The organism is Rhodococcus sp. T2V (genome assembly GCF_029269925.1).
GTDB lineage: Bacteria > Actinomycetota > Actinomycetes > Mycobacteriales > Mycobacteriaceae > Rhodococcus_F > Rhodococcus_F koreensis.
The window spans coordinates 81,692-105,098 of the sequence record NZ_JARJBD010000031.1 but is presented as its reverse complement, the minus strand read 5'-3'; the positions used below and the strand labels follow the sequence as shown (position 1 = coordinate 105,098).

Genomic DNA, 23,407 nt, shown 5'->3' with positions numbered 1-23,407 from the left:
GTGGCGCCGGCCTCGTAGCAGTCCACCGCCTTCTGCACGTGCTCGTCCATCGTCAACGGCAGGTCCTCGCGGAAGTCGTCCGGCTCCCACTCCGGACCGTACGGGGCACACGTGATGACCAGCTTCTCCTGGTTCTCGGGGAAGAGGGCGTCGTCGTGGAAATGCATGGGTGTTCTCCGTTCGAAAAGATTGCGGACGGCGGGACTGTGACTCAGCTGACATAACGGTAGCCACGGGATGCGATCCAGACTTACCCTGACGGGACATATTTGTTTCCCGTTCGGGACACCCGGCCGAGGGGACGCCTGCGACGGAAGGTGACGCGAATGGCCAAGCCCCTCGCCCGGTATGCCGCGTTGACCGGCTTCGTCGAACTGAGCCGCACACTGTCGCTCGACCCGGTGACGCTGCTGACGAGCGTCGGACTCGACCCGGCCGGGCTGGACCTGCAGGACCGCTGGGTGCCCGCGTCGTCGGTCGCCCGTCTGCTGGAGTTGTCCGCCGCAACGTCGGGTCGCCAGGACTTCGCGCTGAAGCTGGCCGAGCGGCGGCGCCTGTCCACCCTCGGCCCACTGAGCGTCGGCATCCGGGACGAGCCCGACGCGCGAAGCGCACTCCGGATGCTGATCCGCTTCCAGCACACGTACAACGAGGCGCTGCACATCCGGCTGTCGGAGCGCGACGGCCTGGCCACGATCCGCATCAGCTTCGATCTCGGCGAACCCGTGCCGGTCCGGCAGTCCGTCGAACTGGCGGTCGCGGTGACCCACCAGCTGTTGCGGCAACTGCTGGGCGAGCGGTGGCATCCGGTGTCCGTCAGCTTCGAACACGGACGTCCGGCCGACGACTCCACGCACCGGCAGGTTTTCGGCGCGCCACTCCACTTCGACGGCGAGTACTCCGGAATCCTCGTCTATACAGGCGATCTGGACGAGCCGAACAGATTGTCCGACCCGCTGCTGCGGTCCTATGCGCAACAGATCCTCGACACGCTCACCGCACCGGAGGAACCCACCCTCACCAATCGCGTGCGCGAACTCGTCGAACTGCTGCTGCCGAGCGGGCGCTGCTCGATCGAGCAGGTCGCCCGCAGCCTCGGCGTCGACCGCCGGACGGTGCATCGGCACCTCGCGAAATCGGGAGAGACCTTCACCTCGGTCCTCGATTCCACCCGCGCCGAACTCGCGAAACGCATGGTCACCGGGCGGCGTTACTCGTTGACGGAAATCTCCGAGATGCTCGGCTTCTCGACGCCGAGCAGTTTCTCCCGGTGGTTCCATCAGCAGTTCGGCATGAGTCCTCGCGAGTGGCGCAAACACACCGCGGGATAGGTGGCCGTGCGACCGATGTCCCGAAATGCAAAGAATTCCGTCCCGTAGGGGCAACTAATCACCCCACCGGCCACGTAGCGTGATGCAGGCCACTATCGGGTCGGGTCGTAGCCCGCATCACACCCGATTCGTTCTCCGTGAAACGAGCCGCCATGACCGCTGAGCCGATACCCACCCCGACACTCGACCGAATGAAGAGTGCGGGAAGCTGGAATCCTCTGTGGGACACCTTGTCCCAGTGGGATCCGGAGTGGACCGAGCAGTTCATGGCCATGAACGCCACTCCCGTGCAGCGTGGGGTGTTCACGCCCGAGTTCGTCGAACTGCTCAGCATTGCCATCGATGCCGCCGCCACCCACATGTACGCGCCGGGAGTGCGCAGGCACATCCGGGCCGCACTCGAACTCGGTGTGTCCAAGGAGGAGATCCTCACCGTCCTCGAGATGGTGAGCGTCCTCGGGATCCACGCCTGCAATCTCGGCGTGCCGATCCTCGCGGAGGAACTCGACGCGTACGAGTCCCGGCGCCCGGCACCCTGAACGCCGCTCCCACACTCTCTCCCTCTCCATCCGCACCCTCAGGAGCATCCATGGGACCGAATCCCACCACGTCCGAACTCGAGATCGCAGTCGCCGCCCCGTCGAGTTCCGTGCCGACCGCCGACCACCGCACCCGACGCTCCTCGTTCTACCCCTGGCTCGTTTTCGCCCTCGCGTTCGCGTTGCTGCTGTCCGACTACATGTCCCGCCAGGTTCTCAGTGCGGTCTTCCCGTTCCTGAAGGCCGACTGGGCACTGACGGATTCCCAGCTCGCATCCCTCACCAGCATCGTCGCGCTGATGGTCGGGCTGCTCACCCTCCCGCTGTCCCTGCTGGCCGACCGATGGGGGCGCGTGAAGTCCCTGGTGCTGATGGCCACGCTGTGGAGTGTCGCGACCCTGCTGTGCGCGATCGCCTCGAGCTACGAGCAGATGCTCGCCGCGCGCTTCCTCGTCGGTGTCGGCGAGGCCGCGTACGGAAGTGTCGGAATCGCCGTGGTTCTCAGCGTCTTCGCGCCACGCGTCCACTCCACACTCAGCGGCGCGTTCATGGCCGGCGGTTCCTTCGGCTCGGTCGTCGGCGTCTCGCTCGGCGCCGTCATCGCCGTGCACCTGAGCTGGCGCTGGTCGTTCGCCGCGATGGCGGTCCTCGGACTCATCCTGGTCCTGGCATTCCGCACGATTGTCACCGAACGCCGCCTGGCCGAGCACGCCGCGACCGACGACACCGCCGAATCCGCCCGCCCCGACGAACCCGCGATCCGCGTGCCGGTGTCGACACTGTTCACCAACCCGACCGTGTGGTGCGCCTACCTCGGCGGCGGACTGCAGATGTTCAACGCGGCCGTGCTGCTCGCCTGGGCCCCGAGCTACTTCAACCGCTACTACGGCATGGCCCCGGACAAGGCCGGCACCGTCGCGTCGGGGTTCGTGTTGCTGATCGCCATCGGCATGATCGTCTGCGGCATGATCACAGACCGGGTCGGCCGCAGCAACGCGGCCGCGAAGTGGACCAGCGCGATCACCTACTGCACGATCTCGCTGGCCTCGCTCGGAATCGCATTCCAGCTGGAAACCGGTGCGTACCAGCTGATTCTGCTGGGCATCGGCGCCTTCTTCGCTGCCGGCTCGTCCGGCCCCACCGCCGCCATGGTGGCGGGTTTGACCCACCAGTCGGTGCGGGCCTCGGCCCTCGGCAGCCTGACCGTGACCAACAACGTCCTCGGCCTGGCCACCGGCCCCTTCGTCATCGGCATCCTCGCCGACCGCCTCGGCCTGCTCGGCGCACTGCAGCTGGCACCGCTGGTGTACGTGCTGGCGATCGTCGCCCTGTTCCTCGGCAAGCGGATGTACCCGGCCGGGCTCGCGAAGCTCGCGGCGCAGAGTGCCGCCGCGGCGGCCAAGGTCTAGGTTTCGCCGGACCACATCAACTCGGCAAGTCCCGGTGGCAGCCGCTGCCGGGACTTGCCGAGTTGTCGTACACCTCGACGGTGCGCTGGAGGGCCTTCGCCGCGTCGGCGATCGCGGGGTGATCGAGCGCGAGCGGTTCGACCCGCACCAACTCCGGGCGCAGCCGGCTCGCCAGCACCTACCACTGCGGGCGGTGATCCGACCACCACGCCACCGCCTGCATCGAATACAGCCACAGGACGGCGTCACCGCGATCTGATGGACCTCGGAGAGGAGCCGGGTCCGACTCCGGGTTGCTTCGGGCTATCCTCGTCGCCGTGAGATCACCCAACCGCGGCGCTCTGGAGGCCATGGTCGCGGAGGCGACGATCGACTGCTACAACGACAGCGAATGCGTCACCGGCTTCTACACCATGCTCGACGAGCACCTCGACCTGCCGTTCCACACCCGTGTGCTCGGTGCCCAGGTCACCGTGTCCGGCATCGACCTGACCGACGACCACATCGTGGCGATCTGCACCCGCGGCCGGTCACGACAGCGCATCCTAATCCTCGACCTGCCGTTGCCGGCACCTCCACCCGACGGTGCCGAGTGGATCGAGGCATACCGCCACTGGCTGAGATAGGTGAGGACACGAGCATGAACACCGGCGACACCGCACCCCCGAGCGCGACCGGGGAACACCGGATACGAATGACCGAACAGGAGGCCATGTCGAATCTGCACACGGTGCTGAACCTCTGCGCGGCCGGTGAATTGCGGTGCAGCGAGAAGACGCACCGCCCCTCCGCGGCGACGGTCGCTGCCGTGGGCTCACAGCTCGCGCACGGCGACTTCTACCTCGACGACCCGATCGCGTCGTTCGCGTGGCCGCTGATCATCCAGGCCGGTGGGCTCGCTACGATCGTGAGCGGGCGCCTGCGGCTGACCCCGAAGGGCCGTACCGCCCTGCGTCGGCCGGCCGCCGAATCCATCTCCCAACTGTGGCGGCGCTGGCTCACCCACGCGGTGATCGACGAGTTCAGCCGAATCGAACAGATCAAGGGTCAGCGCGCACACAACGTCCTCACCTCGGCCCGGACCCGCCGGCAGACCGTCGCTGCGGCTTTGGCCGTCTGCCCACCCGGAGAGTGGATCGGCATTGATTCACTGTTCACGGCAATGCGACGGAAAGGCATGAGCCCCAACGTCGCACGCAGCGAGCGCGCGCTGTGGAAGCTCTATCTCGTCGACCCGCAGTACGGCAGCCTCGGCTACGACGGTTACCACCGGTGGGAGATCCTCGAGGGCCGCTACACGATGGCGGTGCTGTTCGAGTACGCCGGCACGCTGGGCCTGCTCGACCTCGACTACCTCCACCCCACCGGCGCACGGTCGGACTTCCACGCCAACTGGGGCGGTGACGACCTGGACGCGCTGAGCAGGTATGACGGATTGCAGGCGATCCGGCTCACCGCCCTGGGCGGCTACACCCTGGGCCTGACCGACACCTACCAGCCGCCCGCCGACAACCCTCCACCCCGGGTTCTGAAGGTCCTGCCCAACCTCGACATCGTCGCCACTGGAACCCTGTCCCCCGGCGATCAGCTACTGCTGTCCGGCTACGCCGAGCACACCGCGGACCGGGTCTGGGCCCTCTCCGCCGCGAGCCTGCTGGCCGCGATCGACGGTGGCCGCCACCTCGCGGACCTCACTACCTTCCTCGCCGCGCGCACCGACCATGAGCTGCCCGGCACGCTGCGGACCGTCATCGACGACGTCACCCGCCGAGCCACCCAGCTCACCGACCACGGCCACGCCCGGGTGATCGAATGCACCGATGCCGCACTCGCTGCGCTCATCACCCGCGACCGCGCACTCCGCACACTGTGCCGGCCGATCGGGGACCGCCACTTCGCGGTCCCCGTCGAACACGAACCGAAGTTCCGCAGGGCCCTACACAAACTCGGCTACGCCCTGCCCGCGCCGAACACCCCCTGACCGAAGACGTCAACACCGCGACACACAGGACCGGGCGGCGACCCTCGAGCACGACCGGTGGCCGAATCCGCTGGTAGTAGATCCAGTCGATGTGGACGGAGTCGATGTGGACGAAGCGGAATCCGAAATTGGTTGCAGTACATGTCGGAGCCCTTGTTCTCGCATTCCTCGTCGGCACCGTTGCGGAAAATGACCCCGCCCTTGACCCGGATGACCGCCCTCGGTGTTCCGGGCAGGGGGAATGCGCCTCCGATTCAGGTATTGCCCCGCCTCGCGCCTACAGCTACGATCGAAATGTATATTCGAATTGCCTTGGGGGAGGTTGGTTGTGGGGGCAGTGCTTCTCGAGGAATTGCGCGCATTCACGGCGCGACTGCAATGCGCCGAAGCGGCGAGTGGGGATCCGGGGTTGGGCATCGACCTGCTCGATGCGATCGAGACGTTGAAATCGGTCGGGTGCGCGGTGCAGGCGGCGATCACCGACGATGTCGCGACGAGTATCCGTGCGGACCGCAGGGCTCGGAAACTTCCGCGATCCGAGTGGGGTCGGGGTATCGCATCACAGATTGCGTTGGCGCGCAGGGAGTCTCCAAACCGCGGTGGGCGGCATCTGGGGTTCGCGCAGGCGCTGGTGCACGAGATGCCGCATACGCTGGCGATGCTGCAAACCGGGCGGCTGAACGAGTGGCGCGCCACCCTACTCGTGCGGGAAACAGCCTGCCTGTCCGCGGACGATCGGGCTGTCGTGGATCGCCGGTTGTGTTCGGACCCAGCCACACTCGACGGAGTCGGCGACCGCGGTCTGATCGCGCGGGCCAAAGCCCTGGCGGTCGAACTCGACGCCGCCTCGGTCGTCCGGCGACATCGCAAGGCAGTGTCCGAGCGTCGGGTCACGACAAGGCCTGCCCCGGATTCGATGGCCTATCTGAGTGCGCTGATGCCGGTGGAGCAGGCGGTCTGCTTGCAGGCCACGCTGGGTCGGGATGCGGACAGTCTCATCGCGACCGGCGAGAGTGGTGGCCGCACCCGCAATCAGCTGATGGTGGACCTGTTGTTCGAACGCGGCACCGGAGCGTCGGCGGCGTCGGGTGTGCCGGTGACGGTGAACCTGGTGCTCTCGGACGAGACACTGCTGGCAGGCGGTCACGAGGCGGCGCAGCTTCAGGGGTTCGGGCCGGTGCCGGCCGGGATCGCGCGACAGCTGGTGGCCGACGCCCTCGACGGTGACACCGAGACGTCGTTGCAGCGCGTGTATTCGTGCCCGCAGTCAGGGTCGTTGACGGCGATGGAATCGCAATCTCGAACGTTCCCGAAAAGCCTGCGAAAGCTGATCGATCTGCGAGATCAGACGTGCCGCACCCCGTGGTGTGATGCGCCGATCCGACACCACGACCACATCCGCTCACGGCGGAGGTCTGGTGAGACCAGTGTTCGCAACGGATCCGGCCTCTGCGAGGCCTGCAACTACGCGAAGGAAGGCGACGGTTGGACGGCCCGCCCGATATGCCGCCCCGGCCGCACCCACCTCATCGACCTCGGCACCCCGACCGGGCACCACTACCGCTCGGCGGCACCACCACTCCCGACCGCCGGGACTTGCCGAATCAGCTTCGTGAACGCTTCACAAGTGCCACGCTTGAGACCATGGACAGCATCAATTCGATGAGTGATCGGTAATGGCGCGGCCGGTGCGCGTCGTCGTGCTCGGCGCCGGTTCGTGGGGAACGACGGTGGCCGGTCTCGCCGCCCACAACACACCGACCCTGCTGTGGGCGCGGAGTTCGGATACCGCGGACGAGATCAACACCGAGCATCGCAACTCCCGCTACCTCGGCGAGCGAGCACTCCCCGACTCCATGCGCTCGACAGCCGACCTGGTGGAAGCGGCGCAGGAAGCCGACGTTCTCGTGGTCGGGGTGCCGTCGCACGCGGTCCGCAGCACGCTCACTCAGATCGCCAACGAGGTGCGGGCGTGGGTGCCGGTCTTGTCGCTGGCGAAGGGGCTGGAGCCGGGAACACGGTTGCGGCCCACCGAGGTGATCGCCGCGTGCTTGCCGGGGCATCCGGTCGGGCTTCTCGCGGGCCCCAATATTGCGCGGGAGATCGTCGACGGACTTGCGGCGGCGTCGGTCGTCGCCACCCAGGACGTGCGGGTCGCGACCGCGTTGCAGCCGTTGTTCGCGTCGGCGGTGTTCCGCGTGTACCGGAACACCGATGTGCTGGGCTGCGAACTCGGCGGTGTGCTGAAGAACATCGTGGCCATCGCGTCGGGGATGGCCGACGGGCTGGATGTCGGCGACAACACGCGCGCGATGGTCCTCGCACGCGGGCTGGCCGAGATGACACGGCTGGGTGAAGCGATGGGTGCGAACCCACGGACGTTCGCCGGGCTCACCGGGGTCGGCGACCTGATCGCCACGTGCATGAGCCCGAGTTCCCGCAACCGGCGGGTGGGCGAGTTCATTGCCCGCGGCATGACCGTCGAGGAGGCTGTCGCCAAGCTGGGGCAGGTGGCCGAGGGCGTCAAGACCGCCCCCACCGTGATGGAGTTGGCCCGCGACTACAACGTGGACATGCCCATCGCCGCGGAGGTCGAGGCGGTGGTCGCGGGGCGGCAGACTCCGGAGGGCGCCTACCGTGGCCTGCGGAAAGTCGCTGCCGGCAGTGAGGACGAGGTGGCGTGATCGCACAACTGCAACCGGAAGTAGCACTATCTAGACGTTTCTAAGCAATCTCCTAGAAAACTGGGGCAGACTCCTGAAGGGAGGCACCCCCAGCGAGCAGCGTCGTGCGGGGACGGATGCGTGAGAGAAGTCAGCGATGAGTTCACCGACCCCGACTGGTCCCGGAGACTCGCCGGCGCGCGCCTATCCGCTGTCGCCCGCACAGATGGGGATGTGGCTCGCGCAGCGCGTCGACCCTGCCGTTCCCGTGTCGGTCGCCCAGTACGTCGACATCCGCGGCGCGCTGAACCGTAGCGCTCTCACGTCGGCGTGTGCTCGCGCTGCCGCCGAGTTCGAGTCGTTCTTCCTGCAGATCACCGAGGTCGGCGGGGAACCGCGGCAATGGGTGGACCCGAGCCTCGACGCGACCGTCGGCTACGTCGACTTCCGCGACGTTCCGGACCCCGAGACTTCGGCGCACGCGTGGATGCGCGCCGAGTCCGCCGAACCGATCGACGTCCGGCATGACCGCCTGACCGTCTCGTACGTTCTCCATGTCGGGCACGACCACTACTTCTGGTATTCGCGCGCCCACCACGTCGCGATGGACGGTTTCGGGTCCATCACGCTGGTCTACCGGATCGCCGCGCTCTACACGGCCGCGGTGCACGGACTGCCGCCGCCCGCGAGCAGGACCCTCGGCCTGCGACGCATTCACGACCTCGAGATCGACTACCGCGACTCGACCCGCCGGGACGCCGACCGGGAGTACTGGACCGACACGATGCGTGGCGTCACCCGCCCGAGCACCCTCGCGCGCGGCCCCGCGCCTGCGGCCGCCGGTTCCCGGGACGTCAGCGGAATATTGTCCACCGAACTGGTCGATCGGCTGGAGAAATGCGCGGCGGCGCACGGGGTCAATCCTGCGACACTCACGGTCTGCGCGGTCGCCGGCTTTCTGGCGCGCATGACCGGCCAGGACGACGTCACGCTCAGCCTGCCGGTGTCGGCTCGCACGACGGCGGCGCTGCGCCGGTCCGGCGGGATGGTGTCCAATATTGTGCCGCTGCGGATCCCGGGTGCGGGGACGGCGACCGTCGGTGATCTGGTAGTCCGCACGCGTCTCGTGATGTCGGGTGCCCTGCGGCATCAGCGGTACCGGCACGAGGACATCCGCGCCGATCTGGGAGACGCGCTGTCCGGGCCGCGGCTGTTCGGTCCGGCCGTCAACATCATGCTGTTTCCGGAGGAACTCGAACTCGGTTCCCTGCGGAGTCAATTGCACGTGCTGTCTTCGGGTCCGATCGAGGACCTGCTGGTGAACCTGTACCGCTCCGGTCCACGCGGACGCGTGCATCTCGACTTCAAGGCGAATCCGCGACTGTATTCGCAGGACGAACTGGACGGTCACCACACGAGATTCCTGCGGTACTTCCAGCAGTTCCTCGACGCCGAGACCGCGCACCCGATCGGTGATCTCCCCGTCCTCACGGAGGACGAAACCGCGGCGCTGGTCCCCTGCCCCGGACCGCCGGACAATGTGCCGGTCACTCTCGCCGACGTGTTCCGCGCTGCTGCCGCCCGGGACCCGGATGCGACGGCCGTCGTCGACGCCGGCTGGGAGGTCACCTACCGGGAACTCGACGAGCGGTCGGACCGGATCGCTGGGGAGCTGGCACGGTTCGGTGTCGGGTCCGGCGACGTCGTGGCGCTGGCGTTCCCACGGTCCTTCGATTGTCTCTGCGCGGTCTGGGCCGTCGCGAAGACGGGTGCCGCTTTCCTGCCGGTGGACCCGACGTACCCGGCGCCGCGTGTTCGGCACATGCTCGACGACTCCCGCGCGGCAATCGGGGTGACCTCCGCGGAGTTCGTCTCCACGTTGCCGGACGGCACCGAATGGCTGCTGCTCGACGAGGCAGCCCGCTCCGGAAGTCCCGGTTTCGGCACGCCGGCAACACGACTCGACGACGCCGCGTATCTCATCTACACGTCCGGGTCGACCGGCGCCCCCAAGGGGGTGGTGGTCACGCACCGCGGGATCGCGAATCTGGTCTCCGCGCAGCGCACCCGACTCTGCCTCGACCGGTCGGCGAGGGTTCTGCACGTCGCGTCGCCGAGTTTCGACGCCTCGGTCTTCGAGATGCTGACGGCCTTCGGTTCCGGTGCCGCACTGGTCGTCGCCCCGCCCGCGGCATACGGCGGATCCCCGCTGGCGCAGCTGATGACCGCCGAAACAGTCACCCACGCGGTACTCACCCCGTCGGTGCTGGCATCGATGGAGCCCGCCGACGTCGAAGGTCTGCGCACGCTGGTCGTCGCCGGGGAGGCGTGCCCACCGGAACTGGTGTCGCGGTGGGCGTCCCGGTGCCGGATGATCGACGCCTACGGCCCGGCGGAGACCACCGTCATGGCGACCGTCAGCGGTCCCCTCCGCGACTCCGCACCGGTCACCGTCGGCCGGCCGATCGACGGCGCGAGGGTGGTGGTCCTCGACCACCGGCTCCGCCCGGTCCCCGTCGGCGTGGTCGGCGAACTGTACGTCGCGGGACCGGCCCTCGCCCGCGGGTATCACCGCAGGGCCCGTCAGACGTCGGAACGGTTCGTCGCCGATCCGTACGGACCGCCGGGTACCCGCATGTACCGCACCGGCGACACGGTCCGCTGGACCCGCGACCACGAACTCGAGTATCTCGGCCGCAGCGACGCGCAGGTGAACCTCCGGGGCCTGCGCGTCGAACCCGGGGAGATCGACGCCACGCTCCGCCGGCATCCGGCGGTTCGGTTCGCCGTCACCGTGATTCGCTCGCAGGCCACCGGTGATCAGCTCGTGTCGTACGTGGGCGCCGACGCCGTGACGGAGCGGGAGTTGCTGTCGTTCCTCACCGCCGAGCTGCCCCCGCATCTCGTGCCTGCCGACGTCGTCGTGCTCCCCCACCTTCCGCTGACCCCGTCCGGCAAGCTGGATCGCGCTGCCCTTCCCGAGCCGCACGCCCGGTCGGCTACCAACCTCGCTCCCGAGGGAGCCCGGGAACGGACGCTCCACGCCCTCTACGCCGACATCCTCGGGACGTCCGATTTCGGTGTGGACGAGTCGTTCTTCGCGCTCGGCGGCGACAGCATCATGGCGATTCAACTGGCCGCCCGGGCGCGGAGCGCCGGAATCTCGTTCACCCCGCGCGACGTGTTCGAGCAGCGGACAGTGTCCCGGCTCAGCGGCGTCGCCGGCGACGACCGAAGCGGGCCGACCCTCGAGGAACTCCCCGGCGGCGGGATCGGCGAGATGCCACTCCCCCCGGCAGCCCGGTTCCTCTTCGACCGCGTCGGGGTCGTCGACCGGTACGCCCAGGCTGTGGTGGTGGAATTGCCGCGGGGTGTGGACGCGCAGACACTGCACACGGTGATCGGCGCCGTCGTCGATCGGCACGACGCGCTGCGGGCGCGCCTCGGACGCCACTCCGACGGGACGGCATTCCTCACGGTGAGCCCGGCCGGCGCACCGCTGCCGGACGGCACGATCACGCGGGTCACGCTACCCGCCGACGCGGACCCCGCGCAGCGGACGCGGGACGAGCACGAGGCGGCGGTCCGGCGGTTGAATCCGGTTGCGGGCGTGATGATGCAGTGCGTCTGGCTCGATCCCGGACCGGAAGACACCACCCGTCGTGGGCGGCTGCTCTTCGTCGCGCATCACCTGGTGATCGACGGGGTGTCGTGGCGGATCCTGATCGGCGACCTCGCCGACGTGTGGACGCAACTCGAAGCGGGAGCGTCGCCCAGCCTTCCTCCTGTCGGCACGTCCCTGCGCCGGTGGTCGCACGGACTGGCCGAGGAGGCGCAGCGCCCCGGCCGCAGGTCCGAACTGCACTTCTGGCGAGCCACGACGTCGGTCGAGGAGCCGCCGCTCGGCACCCGGCCACTCGACCCACGACGTGACGTGAATTCGACGGTGGACCGGATTCACACGAGAACATCGGCAACGCACTCGCTCCTCACCGACGTTCCGGCCGCCTTCCGCTGCGAGGTCAACGACGCACTCCTCACCGCCCTCGCCCTCGCCCTCGCGCAGTGGCAACGCCACCGCGGCCGACCGGCCACGGTGCCGACGATCCGGCTCGAGGGCCACGGCCGCGAGGAGGCGGTGCTGCCCGGCGCCGATCTGTCCCGCACCGTCGGGTGGTTCACCAGTATTTTTCCGATCCGCCTCGACCTGGGGGACCTCGACCTGGACGACGCCGGCACCGCCGTCACGGTGGTCAAGGAACAGTTGCGTGCGGTGCCCGACAAGGGCATCGGTTACGGCCTGCTGCGGCGTCCGGGAGACGAGACCGGCCAGATCGCGTTCAATTACCTCGGACGGCTCGACAACACTGATTCCGAGCATGATTGGCGGCCGGTGCGGGACGGCGCCGCCGTGTTCTCCTCCGCCGAACCGTCGATGCCGGTCACAGCGCTGATCGACATCACCGCGTTCACCACCCACGGCGCCCTCGACGCCACGTTCGCCTTCCCGGCGGGTGCGATTGCGGCAGAGGACGTACGGGCTCTGGCCGATCTGTGGGAGCAGGCGCTGACAGCCCTCGTCGCGGTGGCGCGTTCTCCACACACGAGTGGGCTCACGCCGTCAGATCTGCCGCTGGTCGCCGTGGACCGCGAGGACATCGTGGAATGGGAACGCGACCGTCCGGGTCTGCTCGACGTGTGGCCGCTGACACCGTTGCAGTCGGGGTTGCTGTTCCACGCGGCGCTCGCAGGCGCGGAGGGCGATCCCTACGCGATGCAGGTGATCCTGAGCCTGTCCGGAACCCTCGATGAAGACCGACTCCGAAGCGCGTGCAGCGCCGTCCTCGCGGGGCACGCGAATCTGCGCACCGCGTTCGTGCGCGACGGTCGCGGCGTCCCGGTGCAACTCGTACTCGGGGACGTGCCGCTGCGGTGGCGGCAGGTCGACGTCACCGACCGCGACGCCGAGGAGATCCTGCTCGACGACCGCGCCACCCGCTTCGACGTGTCGGCCCCACCGCTGATTCGGTTCACGCTGCTGTCGCAGGGTCCTGACCGTGCCGAACTGGTGATCACCGCCCACCACATCGTGCTGGACGGCTGGTCCATGCCACTGTTGGTGCGTGAACTCTTCACCGCCTACCGAGGCGGTGACTCCCGCACCGAGCGACCGGATTCGAGCCCCTATCGCGACTTCCTGGAGTGGCTCGCGGCGCGGGACACCGACGCCTCGGCGCGGGCGTGGGCCGCGGCGCTCGACGGCATCACCGAGCCGGCCGCGCCGGCGGATGACACCCCCACCACGTCCGAGTCGGTGCTGGAACTGAGCGAGGAGGACACCCGCACACTGACGGCCCGCGCGAGCGAACTCGGAGTCACGCTGAGCACTGTCGTCCAGGCGGCCTGGGGAATCGTCCTCGGGCAAGCGACCGGACGCGACGACGTCGTGATCGGGGAGGCCGTCTCCGGCAGGCCCCCTGAACTCGCCGGCGTGGAGAGCGCGGTGGGATTGTTCGTCAACACCGTCCCCGTGCGGATCCCCCTCGATCCCGGCATCGACGTCGCCGCGCTGCTCACCCGCCTGCAGGCCGAGCACGTTCACCTGCTCGAACACCACTGGCTGGGTCTCGCAGACATTCAGCGGGCTGTCGGGGTCGCGCCGCTGTTCGACACGCTGGTCGCGTTCGAGTCGTACCCCGTGGATCGCACCGCGCTGCCGGAACCCACGGACGGTCTGATCCTGGACGGCGTTCGCGCACACGACGCCTCGCACTACGCCGTGACGCTCGCGGTGACGGCGGCCCCGACCCTGCGGCTGACGGCGAAATGCCGGTCACCGCGCTACGACGGCGCGGCCCTGCTCGCACGGGTCGGCCGCGTGCTCGACTGCGTGGGCAGGGATCCGCACGTCGCCCTCGGCAGCCTCGACCTTCTCGGTGCGGCGGAGCGGGAGCGGGTGCTGCGCACCTGGAATGCGACGGACGCAGCGGTGCCCTCGGCCACCCTGGTGGATCTGTTCGACGCGCAGGTCGAGCGCTCACCCGGTGCCGTGGCGGTGGAGTTCGGCGCGGATCGGTTGACGTACACGGAGTTCGACGCACGGGTGAACCGGCTGGCCCGGTATCTCGTGGCGAGGGGCGTCGGACCGGAAAGCGTCGTCGGGGTGGCGGTTCCCCGTTCGATTCGGCTTCTCGTCGCGCTGCACGCGGTGCTGAAGGCCGGCGGCGCGTATCTGCCCGTGGATCCCGGGCACCCGCTCGGACGCACCGCCCTCGTGCTCGACTCGGCAGCACTGGTTCTCACGTCCGGCGCCGGGAGCGGCACGGTCCCGGACGGAGTCGCCGTCGTGGACCTCGACCGGCTGGACGTCACCGGGTACGACCCCCGTCCGGTCTCGGATTCCGAGAGACGTGCACCGTTGCGGCCGGCGAACGCCGCGTACGTCATCTACACCTCCGGCTCCACGGGACGACCCAAGGGCGTGACGGTGACGCACGAGATGATGGTCAATCAGTTTCGGTGGGCACAGATGCTGACGCCGCTCGACGGCACCGATGCGGTGCTGCACAAGACCCCGCTCACGTTCGACATCTCCGCGTGGGAACTGCTCTGGCCCTTGCACACCGGCGCACGGGTGGTGGTCGCCGAACCCGGCGGACACCAGGACCCCGGCTATCTGGCGCGGACCGTCGCGCAGCGGTCGATCACGACGCTCCACGTCGTTCCGTCGATGCTCGACACCTTCCTGGCGCAGTGCGGGCCGCAGGTGCCCTCGACTGTTCGTCGCGTGTATTCGGCGGGCGAGTCGCTGTCCGCAGGGACGGCAGCACGATTCGCGGAACGCAGTGCGGCTGCGCTGTACAACTGGTACGGCCCGTGCGAGGCCGCGGTGGCGACGTCGGAGTCGGTCGACGGCAACGAGATCGGCGCGGTGGTCTCCCTCGGCGGTCCCGTCCACAACGTACGTACGTATGTGCTCGACCGCCGGCTGCGACCGGTGCCGGTCGGGACGAGCGGCGAGTTGTACCTTGCCGGTGCGCACCTGGCGCGCGGTTACGCCGGACGCCCCGACCTGACCGCCGAACGCTTCGTCGCCGAACCGTTCGGCGGAACGGGCGGACGGATGTATCGCACCGGCGACGTGGTGCGGTGGAACGAGGCGGGCGGGCTCGAGTATCTCGGGCGCACCGACTTCCAGATCAAACTCCGCGGCCAGCGCATCGAACCGGGCGAGATCGAAACCGCGTTGACGTCCGACCCGGCGGTGACCCGAGCGGCGGTCACCGTGCACCGCGACCGGGACGCCGGAGACCGGCTGATCGCGTACGTCGTGGCCGCAGACGGTGCACCGCCGGACGAGCGGCGGATCACCGGCCGTCTCGCCGGACTGCTCCCGGCCTACATGATTCCGTCCGCCTTCGTTCCGCTTCCCGAACTGCCCGTCACGTCCAGCGGAAAGCTCGATCGCGCCGCCCTGCCGGAACCGGGGCCCGCGCGGCCTGCGTCCGATCCGCCGGCCACCCCCACCGAGGACGTGATCGCGTTCGTGTTCGCGGAGGTGACCGGCACCGCATCCGTGGGACGGTACGACAACTTCTTCGCCGCCGGGGGAAACTCGCTGACCGCGGCGCAGGCCGCCGCCCGCGTCGGAGCGGCGCTGGGAACCACCGTCGACCTCCGCGCCCTGTTCGACCACCCGACGGTCGCGGAACTGTCGGCGTATCTCGCGGACCGCGCACACGAGACCGCGCAGGCTCCGCTGGTCGCCCGCGCCCCGGCCGCCCACGTACCGCTGTCCCTCGCCCAGCAACGCCTGTGGTTCCTGAACCGGCTCGACGGACTCTCGGCCACCGACAGCATTCCCGTCGTGCTCCGCCTCACCGGCACCGTGGACGAAACGGCATTGTGTGCGGCCGTGCGCGATGTGATCGATCGCCACGAACCCCTGCGCACCGTCTATCCCGAGCACGACGGGATCCCGTGCCAGCACGTTCTCCCCGCGACCGCCGTGCCGCCGTGCACGGTGCGGAAGACGGCGCACCCGGACGGCCGGGTGCGGGAACTGCTGTCGGCGGGATTCGACCTCACCGCCGAACCCCCGGTACGCGCCGAACTTCTCACGGTCGGTGCCGGCGAGTGGGTGCTCGCCCTCGTCGTCCATCACATCAGTGCCGACGGGTTCTCGCTGGGGCCGCTCGCCCGGGACGTGATGGCGGCGTACCGCGCGCGGGTGCAGGGTGGCACACCGGTGTGGACGCCACTGCCGGTCCGTTACGCCGACTACGCCCTCTGGCAGCGTGAACTGCGGGACCGGCAACCGGGTCTGGCGTACTGGACACAGACCCTGTCCGGGATGCCCGAACTGCTCACCCTGCCGTTCGACCGTCCCCGCCCGCCGGTCGCGACGCACCGCGGCGCCGACGTCGCGTTCACCCTCGACGCGGAGACGCACCGGCAGATTCGTGCCCTCGCGCGCACCCACGACGCCACTCCGTTCATGGTCGTGCACACGGCGCTGGCCGTTCTCGCGGCCAGACTCGGCGGCACCGCGGACGTCGTGATCGGCACTCCGATCGCGGGGCGCGGGCCGCGCGCACTCGACGACCTCGTCGGGATGTTCGTCAACACGCTGGTGTTGCGGACGAACCTCGCACTCCACGATTCGTTCGCCGGCACCCTCGCCTGCGTGCGGGACGTCGACCTCGCGGCGTACTCGCACTCGGACGTCTCGTTCGAGGAGATCGTGGAGGCGGTTGCGCCGGAGCGGTCGCGCGGTCGCAATCCGCTGTTCCAGCTGGCGCTCGCCTATCACAACACGGCACCGGTCGTGGTCGATCTGCCGGAGGTCGCGGCCGCCGTCGTCGAGATCGACACGCACACGGCGAAATTCGACCTCCAGCTCACCGTCTCCGAATCGCTCGACGATCGGGGCGGCCCCGGACCCCTCTCCTGCGTCTTCACCTACGCCACCGACCTGTTCGACGAGGCCACCGTTTCCGGGTTCGCGGACCGGTTCCGGCGGGTTCTGCAGGCCGCGCTCGCACACCCGACTGTCGTGATCGGCGACATCGACATCCTCGACCGCGAGGAGAAACAGGCACGGCACGAAGGTCCCGCGTCATTGCCCCAGCGGACGCTGCCCGACCTGATGTCGGCGGCCGCGGAACGGAATCCGGAGGGTCCGGCGCTGACGGCGGACGGCCGGACCATGACGTACCGCGAACTGGATACCGCGTCGAATCGTCTCGCCCGCGCGCTGATGCGGCACGGGGCGGGACCCGAGACGATCGTCGCTCTCGCGCTGCCGCGCTCGGCGCTGTCCGTCGTCTCGGTGTGGGCCGTCGCGAAGACGGGGGCCGCGTTCGTGCCCGTGGACCCGCGCTACCCCGCCGCGCGGATCGAGTACCTGCTGGGCGACTCCGGCGCCGCGCTCGGGCTGACCACCGTCGCCGACCGCGCGACCCTGCCGGACGGGACGGACTGGCTGCTGCTCGACGCCCCGGACTTCCGAACCGAATGTCGCGGTTGCTCGTCCGCCCCGATCGTCGATGCCGAACGCAGGCGGCCGCTGGAGGTGCGTCACCCGGCGTACGTGATATACACGTCCGGTTCGACGGGAAACCCCAAGGGCGTGACGGTGACTCACACCGGTCTCGCCGATTTCACGGCGGAACAGCGGGAGCGCTACGCGGTGACGGCGGCCTCGCGGACACTGCATGCGTCGTCCCCCGGCTTCGACGGCGCGGTGCTGGAGATTCTGCTCGCTCTCGGTGCGGGCGCGTGCATGGTGCTCACACCTCCGACGGTGCAGGGCGACGATCCGCTCACGGACGTGCTGGCCGGTGAGCGGGTCAGCCACATGTTCACCACGCCGACGGTTCTCGCGACGGTCGACCCCCGCGGCCTGCACGACCTGCAGGTGGTCGTGGTGGGCGGCGAACCCTGCCCGCCGGACCTCGTGACGGCCTGGGCGCCGCAACGGCACCTGTCGCTGTTCAACGGATACGGTCCGACCGAGACGACGGTGATGACGACCATCAGCGACCCGTTGGTGGCCGATCAGCCGGTCACCGTCGGCCGCCCGGTCCGCGGCGCCGCGGTAGTTCTGCTGGATGCGCGTCTGCACCCGGTTCCGACGGGGGTGGCCGGCGAACTCTACATCTGCGGTCCGGGCGTCGCGCGCGGCTACCATCGCAGGCCCGCGCTCACCGCCGCGCGGTTCGTCGCCTGCCCGTTCGGTGATGCCGGGGAACGGATGTACCGGACCGGCGACGTGGGCCGGTGGCGCCGGGACGGGTCGATCGAGTATCTGTACCGCAACGACGCCCAGATCGAACTGCGTGGTGTGCGAATCGAACTCGGCGAGATCGATGCGACCCTCCTCACCCACCCGGGCGTGCGGTTCGCGGCGACGGATGTGCGCGAACTGCGCGACGGTGTCGACGCACTCGTCTCGTACGTACTCCCGGAGCGGGGCGAGACGGTCGATCCGGATCAGCTGATCCGCTGTGCGTCGACGCGCCTGCCCGCACCGCTGGTACCCGCGATCGTGGTCGTGGTGGACGCCGTGCCGCTCACCGTCAACGGGAAACTGGACCGCTCGGCGCTGCCCGACCCCGTTCCGGCGGCAACCGACTTCGACGCCCCGCACACACCCGCCGAGCGGGTGGTGGCGACAGCGTTCGCCGAGGTCCTCGGGCTCGACCTCGTGGGACGCGACGAGAACTTCTTCGCCCTCGGTGGCACGTCGCTGTCCGCGACACGCGCCGTGTCCCGGATCGGTGCCGCGCTGGAGACGTCGGTGCCGGTGCGCGCGGTGTTCGACACCCCGACCGTCTCCGCACTCGCGGCGGCCGTCGCCGAGCAGACCGACGGCGCGGCGCATGTGCCCCTGACCCTGCGCCCGCGCCCGCCCCGCGTGCCGCTGTCGCCTGCGCAGCAACGACTGTGGTTCCTCGCCCGCCTCGTACCCGGCTCCCCCGAATACACCATCCCGATGGCGCTGCGGCTCGGCGGAACACTCGACGTCGCCGCCCTCACCGCGGCCGTGGCCGATGTAGTCGGCAGGCACGAACCGCTGCGCACCCTGTACCCGGACAGTGACGGCGTCGCGTACCAGCAGGTGGTCCCGGTGTCGCGGGCCACCCCATCCCTCCGGCCGATATCCGTGGCCAGGGGCGACGTCGCCGCACGGGTCGCGACGTTCGCGTCGCAGGGTTTCACGCTGGGCGCCGAACCGCCGATCCGCGCCCGACTGTTCGCTCTCGCCACCGACGAGTGGGTGCTCGCCGTCATGGTCCATCACATCAGCGCGGACGGGTTCTCGGTGCCGCTGCTCGTCCGCGATCTGATGACCGCCTACGAGGCGCGGGTCGCGGGCGAGGCGCCGCGGTGGGCCCCACTGCCCGTCCAGTACACGGACTACACCCTGTGGCAGCACGAGCTACTGGGCGAGAGCGACGATCCGCGGTCCGTCGCGGCGCGGGAACTGTCGTACTGGAAGGACACGTTGTCCGATGCGCCGGAACAGTTGTCGCTGCCCACCGACCGCCCACATCCGGCCATCGCGTCGCACCGCGGCGGCACCGTGGACTTCGCGCTCGACGACGCTCTCTACCGCGCCGTCGAGCACACCGCGTCGACGTGCGCCGTCACCCCGTTCATGGTGGTGCACGCAGTGTTCGCCGTGCTGCTCGCGAAGCTGAGCGGGTCCACGGACATCGTGATCGGCACCCCCGTCGCCGGGCGCGGGGATCAGGCGCTGGACGAACTGGTGGGCATGTTCGTCAACAACCTGGTGCTGCGCACGGAGGTGAGTCCGGCGGAAAGCTTCGCCGATCTGCTCGGCCGGGTGCGGGAGGACGACCTCGACGCGTTCGCGCACTCCACCGTCCCGTTCGAGACCGTGGTCGAGGCGCTCGACCCCACCCGGTCCCGCGCCCGCAATCCCCTGTTCCAGGTGGCCCTGGCGTTCCAGAACCTCGACCACACCCCGCTCACCCTGCCCGGACTGCGGGTGTCGGCGACGACTCCCCCCACCCGGTCGGCCCGATTCGACCTGCAACTCACCGTGACCGCGGATCCCGGCCCGTCGACGGAACGCACCCGGCGCACGGCCGTGTTCACCTACGCCACCGACCTGTTCGACCATCACACGGTCGTCGATCTGGGGGAACGTTTCCTCCGGACGTTGAGCGAGGCTGTCGCGCACCCGCATCGGGCTGTCGGCGACCTCGCCCTCGTCGATCCGGACCCGGATGTCCCCGACGCGGCGCCGTCCTCCGGTGAGACACTCGTCGATCTGTTCGAGCGGCACGTCGCCACGTCGCCGGACGCCGAAGCGGTCGTCGCCGGCGACCGCGTGCTCACCTACGGTGCACTCGACCGTCAGATCAATCGGCTCGCCCGCCACCTGATCGACGCTCGTGTCGGCCCGGAGTCTCTGGTGGGATTGGCGATTCGCCGCTCCGCCGACCTCCTCGTCGCAATGTACGCCGTCGCGAAAGCGGGCGCGGCGTACGTGCCGATCGACCCCGACCAGCCGGCGCAGCGCAATGCCCAGATCATCCGCGCCTCGGACGCGCGGGTCGTCCTCACCACCGAACGCGATCGGTTCGACCTCGCCGACGTCCTGCCTGCGGACACACGGCTCGTCGTCGTCGACCGGGTGGACCTGTCCGGGGTCGATCCGTCGCCGATTTCCGACCGCGACCGGACCGCTCCCCTGAGGGCGCAGAACCCCGCGTACGTGATCCACACGTCGGGATCGACGGGCACACCCAAGGGGGTCGTCGTGACCCATGCGGCCGTCGTGAGCTTCCTGACCTGGCGGCAGGACACGGACCCGCTCGGCGCCGGCGACACGGTGATGCTCAAGCTGCAGTACACGTTCGACGCCTCGGTCCGCGAATTCTGGTGGCCGCTGATCGCCGGTGCGCGGCTGGTGATCGCCCGCCCGGACGGCCACCGCGACCCCCGGCATCTCGCCGAGCTGATCGGACGGCACCGGGTGACCGCCGGATACTTCCTTCCGCTGATGCTGGCCGAGATCCTCGCGATCCCCGACGCGAATCTCACGTCACTGCGGCAGGTGTCCTGCGGCGGCGAGGTCCTGCCGCCGGACACCGCGCACAGTGTCCACGCCCGGTGCCCGGGCACGGTGCTCTACAACGAGTACGGTCCGACCGAGACGGCCGTTGCCGTGACCCGCACAGTCGTCGAGAGTATCGATACGACCGTCCCGATCGGTGTGCCGCAGAACGGTGTCGGTGCACTCGTGCTGGATTCGCGGCTGCATCCGGTGCCTGCCGGCGTTCCCGGTGAGCTCTACCTGTCGGGCGCCCAGTTGGCCCGTGGGTATCTCGGGCAGCCGGGAACGACGGCCTCCCGGTTCCCGGCGAATCCGTGGGGACCGCCCGGTCAGCGGATGTACCGGACCGGCGACGTAGTCCGTCGCCGGCGCGACGGCACGATCCACTACCTCGGCCGGCGGGACCTCCAGGTGAAGATCCGGGGTCAGCGCGTCGAACTCGAGGAGATCGAGACGGCGTTGCGCCGCAACACCGCCGTCGCGCAGTCCGCGGCGGCCGTCTACGAATCCCCGGCCACGGGATCCCGGCTGGTCGGCTACGTCGTGCCGCGTCCGGGTGCGGACGTGGACACCCGTGCCGTGTCGGCGGAACTGGCGCAGCGACTGCCCCGGTACATGGTGCCCAACCAGATCGTGGTGCTGGAGGCACTGCCGTCGACACCCCACGGCAAGTTGGATCGGCGGGCGCTCCCCGATCCGGGTGTGCCACGCGCGCATCGGTTCCGTCCTCCGACGACCCGCACCGAGAAACTGGTCACCGCGGTGTTCGCGGACGTGCTGGGCACCGGGCTGGTGGGGCTGGACGACAATTTCTTCGAGCTGGGCGGCAATTCGTTGTCCGCGACCAGGGCGGCGTCGCGGCTGCACACCTCGACGCACGTCGAGGTCCGCCTCGACTGGTTCTTCACCGACGCGACCGCGGAGAGCATCGCCGCACGGATCTCGTCGAGTTTCGCCGCGGCCTCCGACGTCTCCGCGGCACTCGAGGTGCTGCTGCCGCTGCGGGCGGACGGCGAACGGGAGCCGCTGTTCTGCATCCATCCGGCCGTCGGGTTGGCCTGGTGCTATTCGGGATTGACCGCCCATCTGCGCCCCGATCGCGCGGTCTGGGGTGTGCAATCCCCCGCCGTGACCGAGGGCGGCGACCGGTTCACGACGATCACGGACCGCGCTGCCCGCTACGTGCAGGAGATCCGCCGCGTGCAGCCGCGGGGGCCGTACCACCTGCTCGGGTACTCGGTGGGCGGCGTGATCGCGCACGCGATGGCGGTCGAGTTGCGCTCGTGCGGCGAGGACGTCGGCGTGCTCGCGATGATCGACAGCTACGCGTCGGCGGAGCGGGACACCCCGGTACCGACACTGCCGGAACTGCTCGCGGAATTCGGGGGCGGCGCATCGGAACAGCTGGGTCCGGAACAGTTGGCCCGGTTGTACGAGGACTACGTCGACGTTATCGACGCCGCCGCCGACTTCGTGCCCGGGCACTTCGACGGCAGCCTGCTGTTCTTCGGCGCGGCCGGCGACGGCTCCCGGCCCACGGCCGCGTTCGCGACGTGGCGCCCGTGGATCGGCGGGGACGTGATCGCCCACACCGTCGACCGCCCGCACGCACAGATGACCGGCCCGGAGGCGCTGGCCGTCATCGGACCGATCCTGGCCGGCTACCTCGACGGCGCCTCAGCCGCCGACGGGACGGAGAATCCACCAGCCACCCAGCGCCAGACAGCTCAGCGTGACGAGTAGGGACAATCCCACCCACACGATGCCGGGAACGTGGGTGAGCCGCGCCAGTTGATCCGCGTCCGACTCCGGGGCCGCGCCGCGGGCGCGTTGACGCTGCAGTTCCAGGACCGGCCGCGGGGCGGCGACGAGCATGAACAGCGTGATCAGATAGGCCGCCCCCACCTGCTGGTCCTGCGTGCCGAACCACACGAGCCCGAACAGCAGCGCCCCGACCACCGTGAGGGAGAACAATCCGTACAGGTTCCGGACGAGGATCAGCATGGCCGCGAGAGCCACGACACCGATCCACAGCACAGCGACCGCGTGCTGGGTGCCCAGCACCCAGGCCGCGCCGAGACCCAGAACGGCGGGGCCCACGTAGCCGGCGAACGTCATGAGGACCACGCCGATCCCGGTCGGTTTACCGGACGAGATGGCCACACCCGACGTGTCCGAGTGCAGCCGCACCCCCTTCAACGTGCGACCGAACAACAGGGCGACCACCAGGTGCGCACCCTCGTGCACGATGGTCACCACATTGCGGGTGATTCGCCAGGCATGTGGTTCGAGGACGAGTATCACGGCCACCACCGCCGTGACCTGAACGATCCAGGGAGCCGGCGCGGGGCTGACGGCGCTCATGCGCTCCCACAACGAGTGAAGTCCATTCAT

11 protein-coding genes are annotated in these 23,407 nt (G+C 69.4%); 8 read left to right on the top strand and 3 right to left on the bottom strand.

The features are described 5' to 3' along the window. Positions 1 to 167 (bottom strand): 3-keto-5-aminohexanoate cleavage protein (locus tag P3H15_RS25220; protein WP_276139731.1); only part of this gene is annotated, 167 nt, incomplete at its 3' end. Between the two features lie 159 nt (positions 168 to 326). Here P3H15_RS25220 and P3H15_RS25215 point away from each other — a divergent pair. The 3 genes from P3H15_RS25215 (at position 327) to P3H15_RS25205 (ending at position 3,279) form a co-directional block, all read left to right on the top strand. Beyond that, complete coding sequence (locus P3H15_RS25215) at positions 327 to 1,331, top strand: AraC family transcriptional regulator (protein WP_276139725.1); 1,005 nt, start codon at positions 327 to 329, stop codon at positions 1,329 to 1,331. Positions 1,332 to 1,483: 152 nt separating this feature from the next. Further along, complete coding sequence (locus P3H15_RS25210) at positions 1,484 to 1,870, top strand: carboxymuconolactone decarboxylase family protein (protein ID WP_276139724.1); 387 nt, start codon at positions 1,484 to 1,486, stop codon at positions 1,868 to 1,870. A 50-nt stretch (positions 1,871 to 1,920) separates the two neighbouring features. Continuing rightward, positions 1,921 to 3,279, top strand: a complete 1,359-nt coding sequence (locus tag P3H15_RS25205) for an MFS transporter (RefSeq protein WP_276139723.1) — start codon at positions 1,921 to 1,923, stop codon at positions 3,277 to 3,279. Between the two features lie 16 nt (positions 3,280 to 3,295). Here P3H15_RS25205 and P3H15_RS25200 read toward each other — a convergent pair whose 3' ends face one another. Next, positions 3,296 to 3,457, bottom strand: coding sequence for a hypothetical protein (locus P3H15_RS25200; protein WP_276139722.1), 162 nt, complete (start codon positions 3,455 to 3,457; stop codon positions 3,296 to 3,298). Between the two features lie 139 nt (positions 3,458 to 3,596). Here P3H15_RS25200 and P3H15_RS25195 point away from each other — a divergent pair, with 139 nt between their 5' ends. The 5 genes from P3H15_RS25195 to P3H15_RS25175 all read left to right on the top strand — a co-directional run bounded on the left by P3H15_RS25195 (position 3,597) and on the right by P3H15_RS25175 (position 22,756). Then, complete coding sequence (locus P3H15_RS25195) at positions 3,597 to 3,905, top strand: calcium-binding protein (RefSeq protein WP_276139721.1); 309 nt, start codon at positions 3,597 to 3,599, stop codon at positions 3,903 to 3,905. A 14-nt stretch (positions 3,906 to 3,919) separates the two neighbouring features. Beyond that, positions 3,920 to 5,260 (top strand): helicase-associated domain-containing protein, encoded by a 1,341-nt coding sequence (locus P3H15_RS25190; RefSeq protein WP_276139720.1) that lies wholly within the window; start codon positions 3,920 to 3,922, stop codon positions 5,258 to 5,260. Between the two features lie 328 nt (positions 5,261 to 5,588). After that, positions 5,589 to 6,926 carry an HNH endonuclease signature motif containing protein gene (locus P3H15_RS25185; protein ID WP_276139730.1) on the top strand — a complete coding sequence of 446 codons (1,338 nt, stop codon included), beginning with the start codon at positions 5,589 to 5,591 and terminating at the stop codon, positions 6,924 to 6,926. Positions 6,927 to 6,936: 10 nt separating this feature from the next. After that, on the top strand, positions 6,937 to 7,944 hold the full coding sequence (locus tag P3H15_RS25180) for an NAD(P)H-dependent glycerol-3-phosphate dehydrogenase (protein ID WP_276139719.1): 1,008 nt from the start codon (positions 6,937 to 6,939) through the stop codon (positions 7,942 to 7,944). Positions 7,945 to 8,080: 136 nt separating this feature from the next. Then, on the top strand, positions 8,081 to 22,756 hold the full coding sequence (locus tag P3H15_RS25175) for a non-ribosomal peptide synthetase (protein ID WP_276139718.1): 14,676 nt from the start codon (positions 8,081 to 8,083) through the stop codon (positions 22,754 to 22,756). Here the strand turns inward: P3H15_RS25175 and P3H15_RS25170 are convergent. Next, positions 22,691 to 23,407, bottom strand: a complete 717-nt coding sequence (locus P3H15_RS25170) for a M50 family metallopeptidase (protein WP_276139717.1) — start codon at positions 23,405 to 23,407, stop codon at positions 22,691 to 22,693. The genes P3H15_RS25175 and P3H15_RS25170 overlap by 66 nt on opposite strands.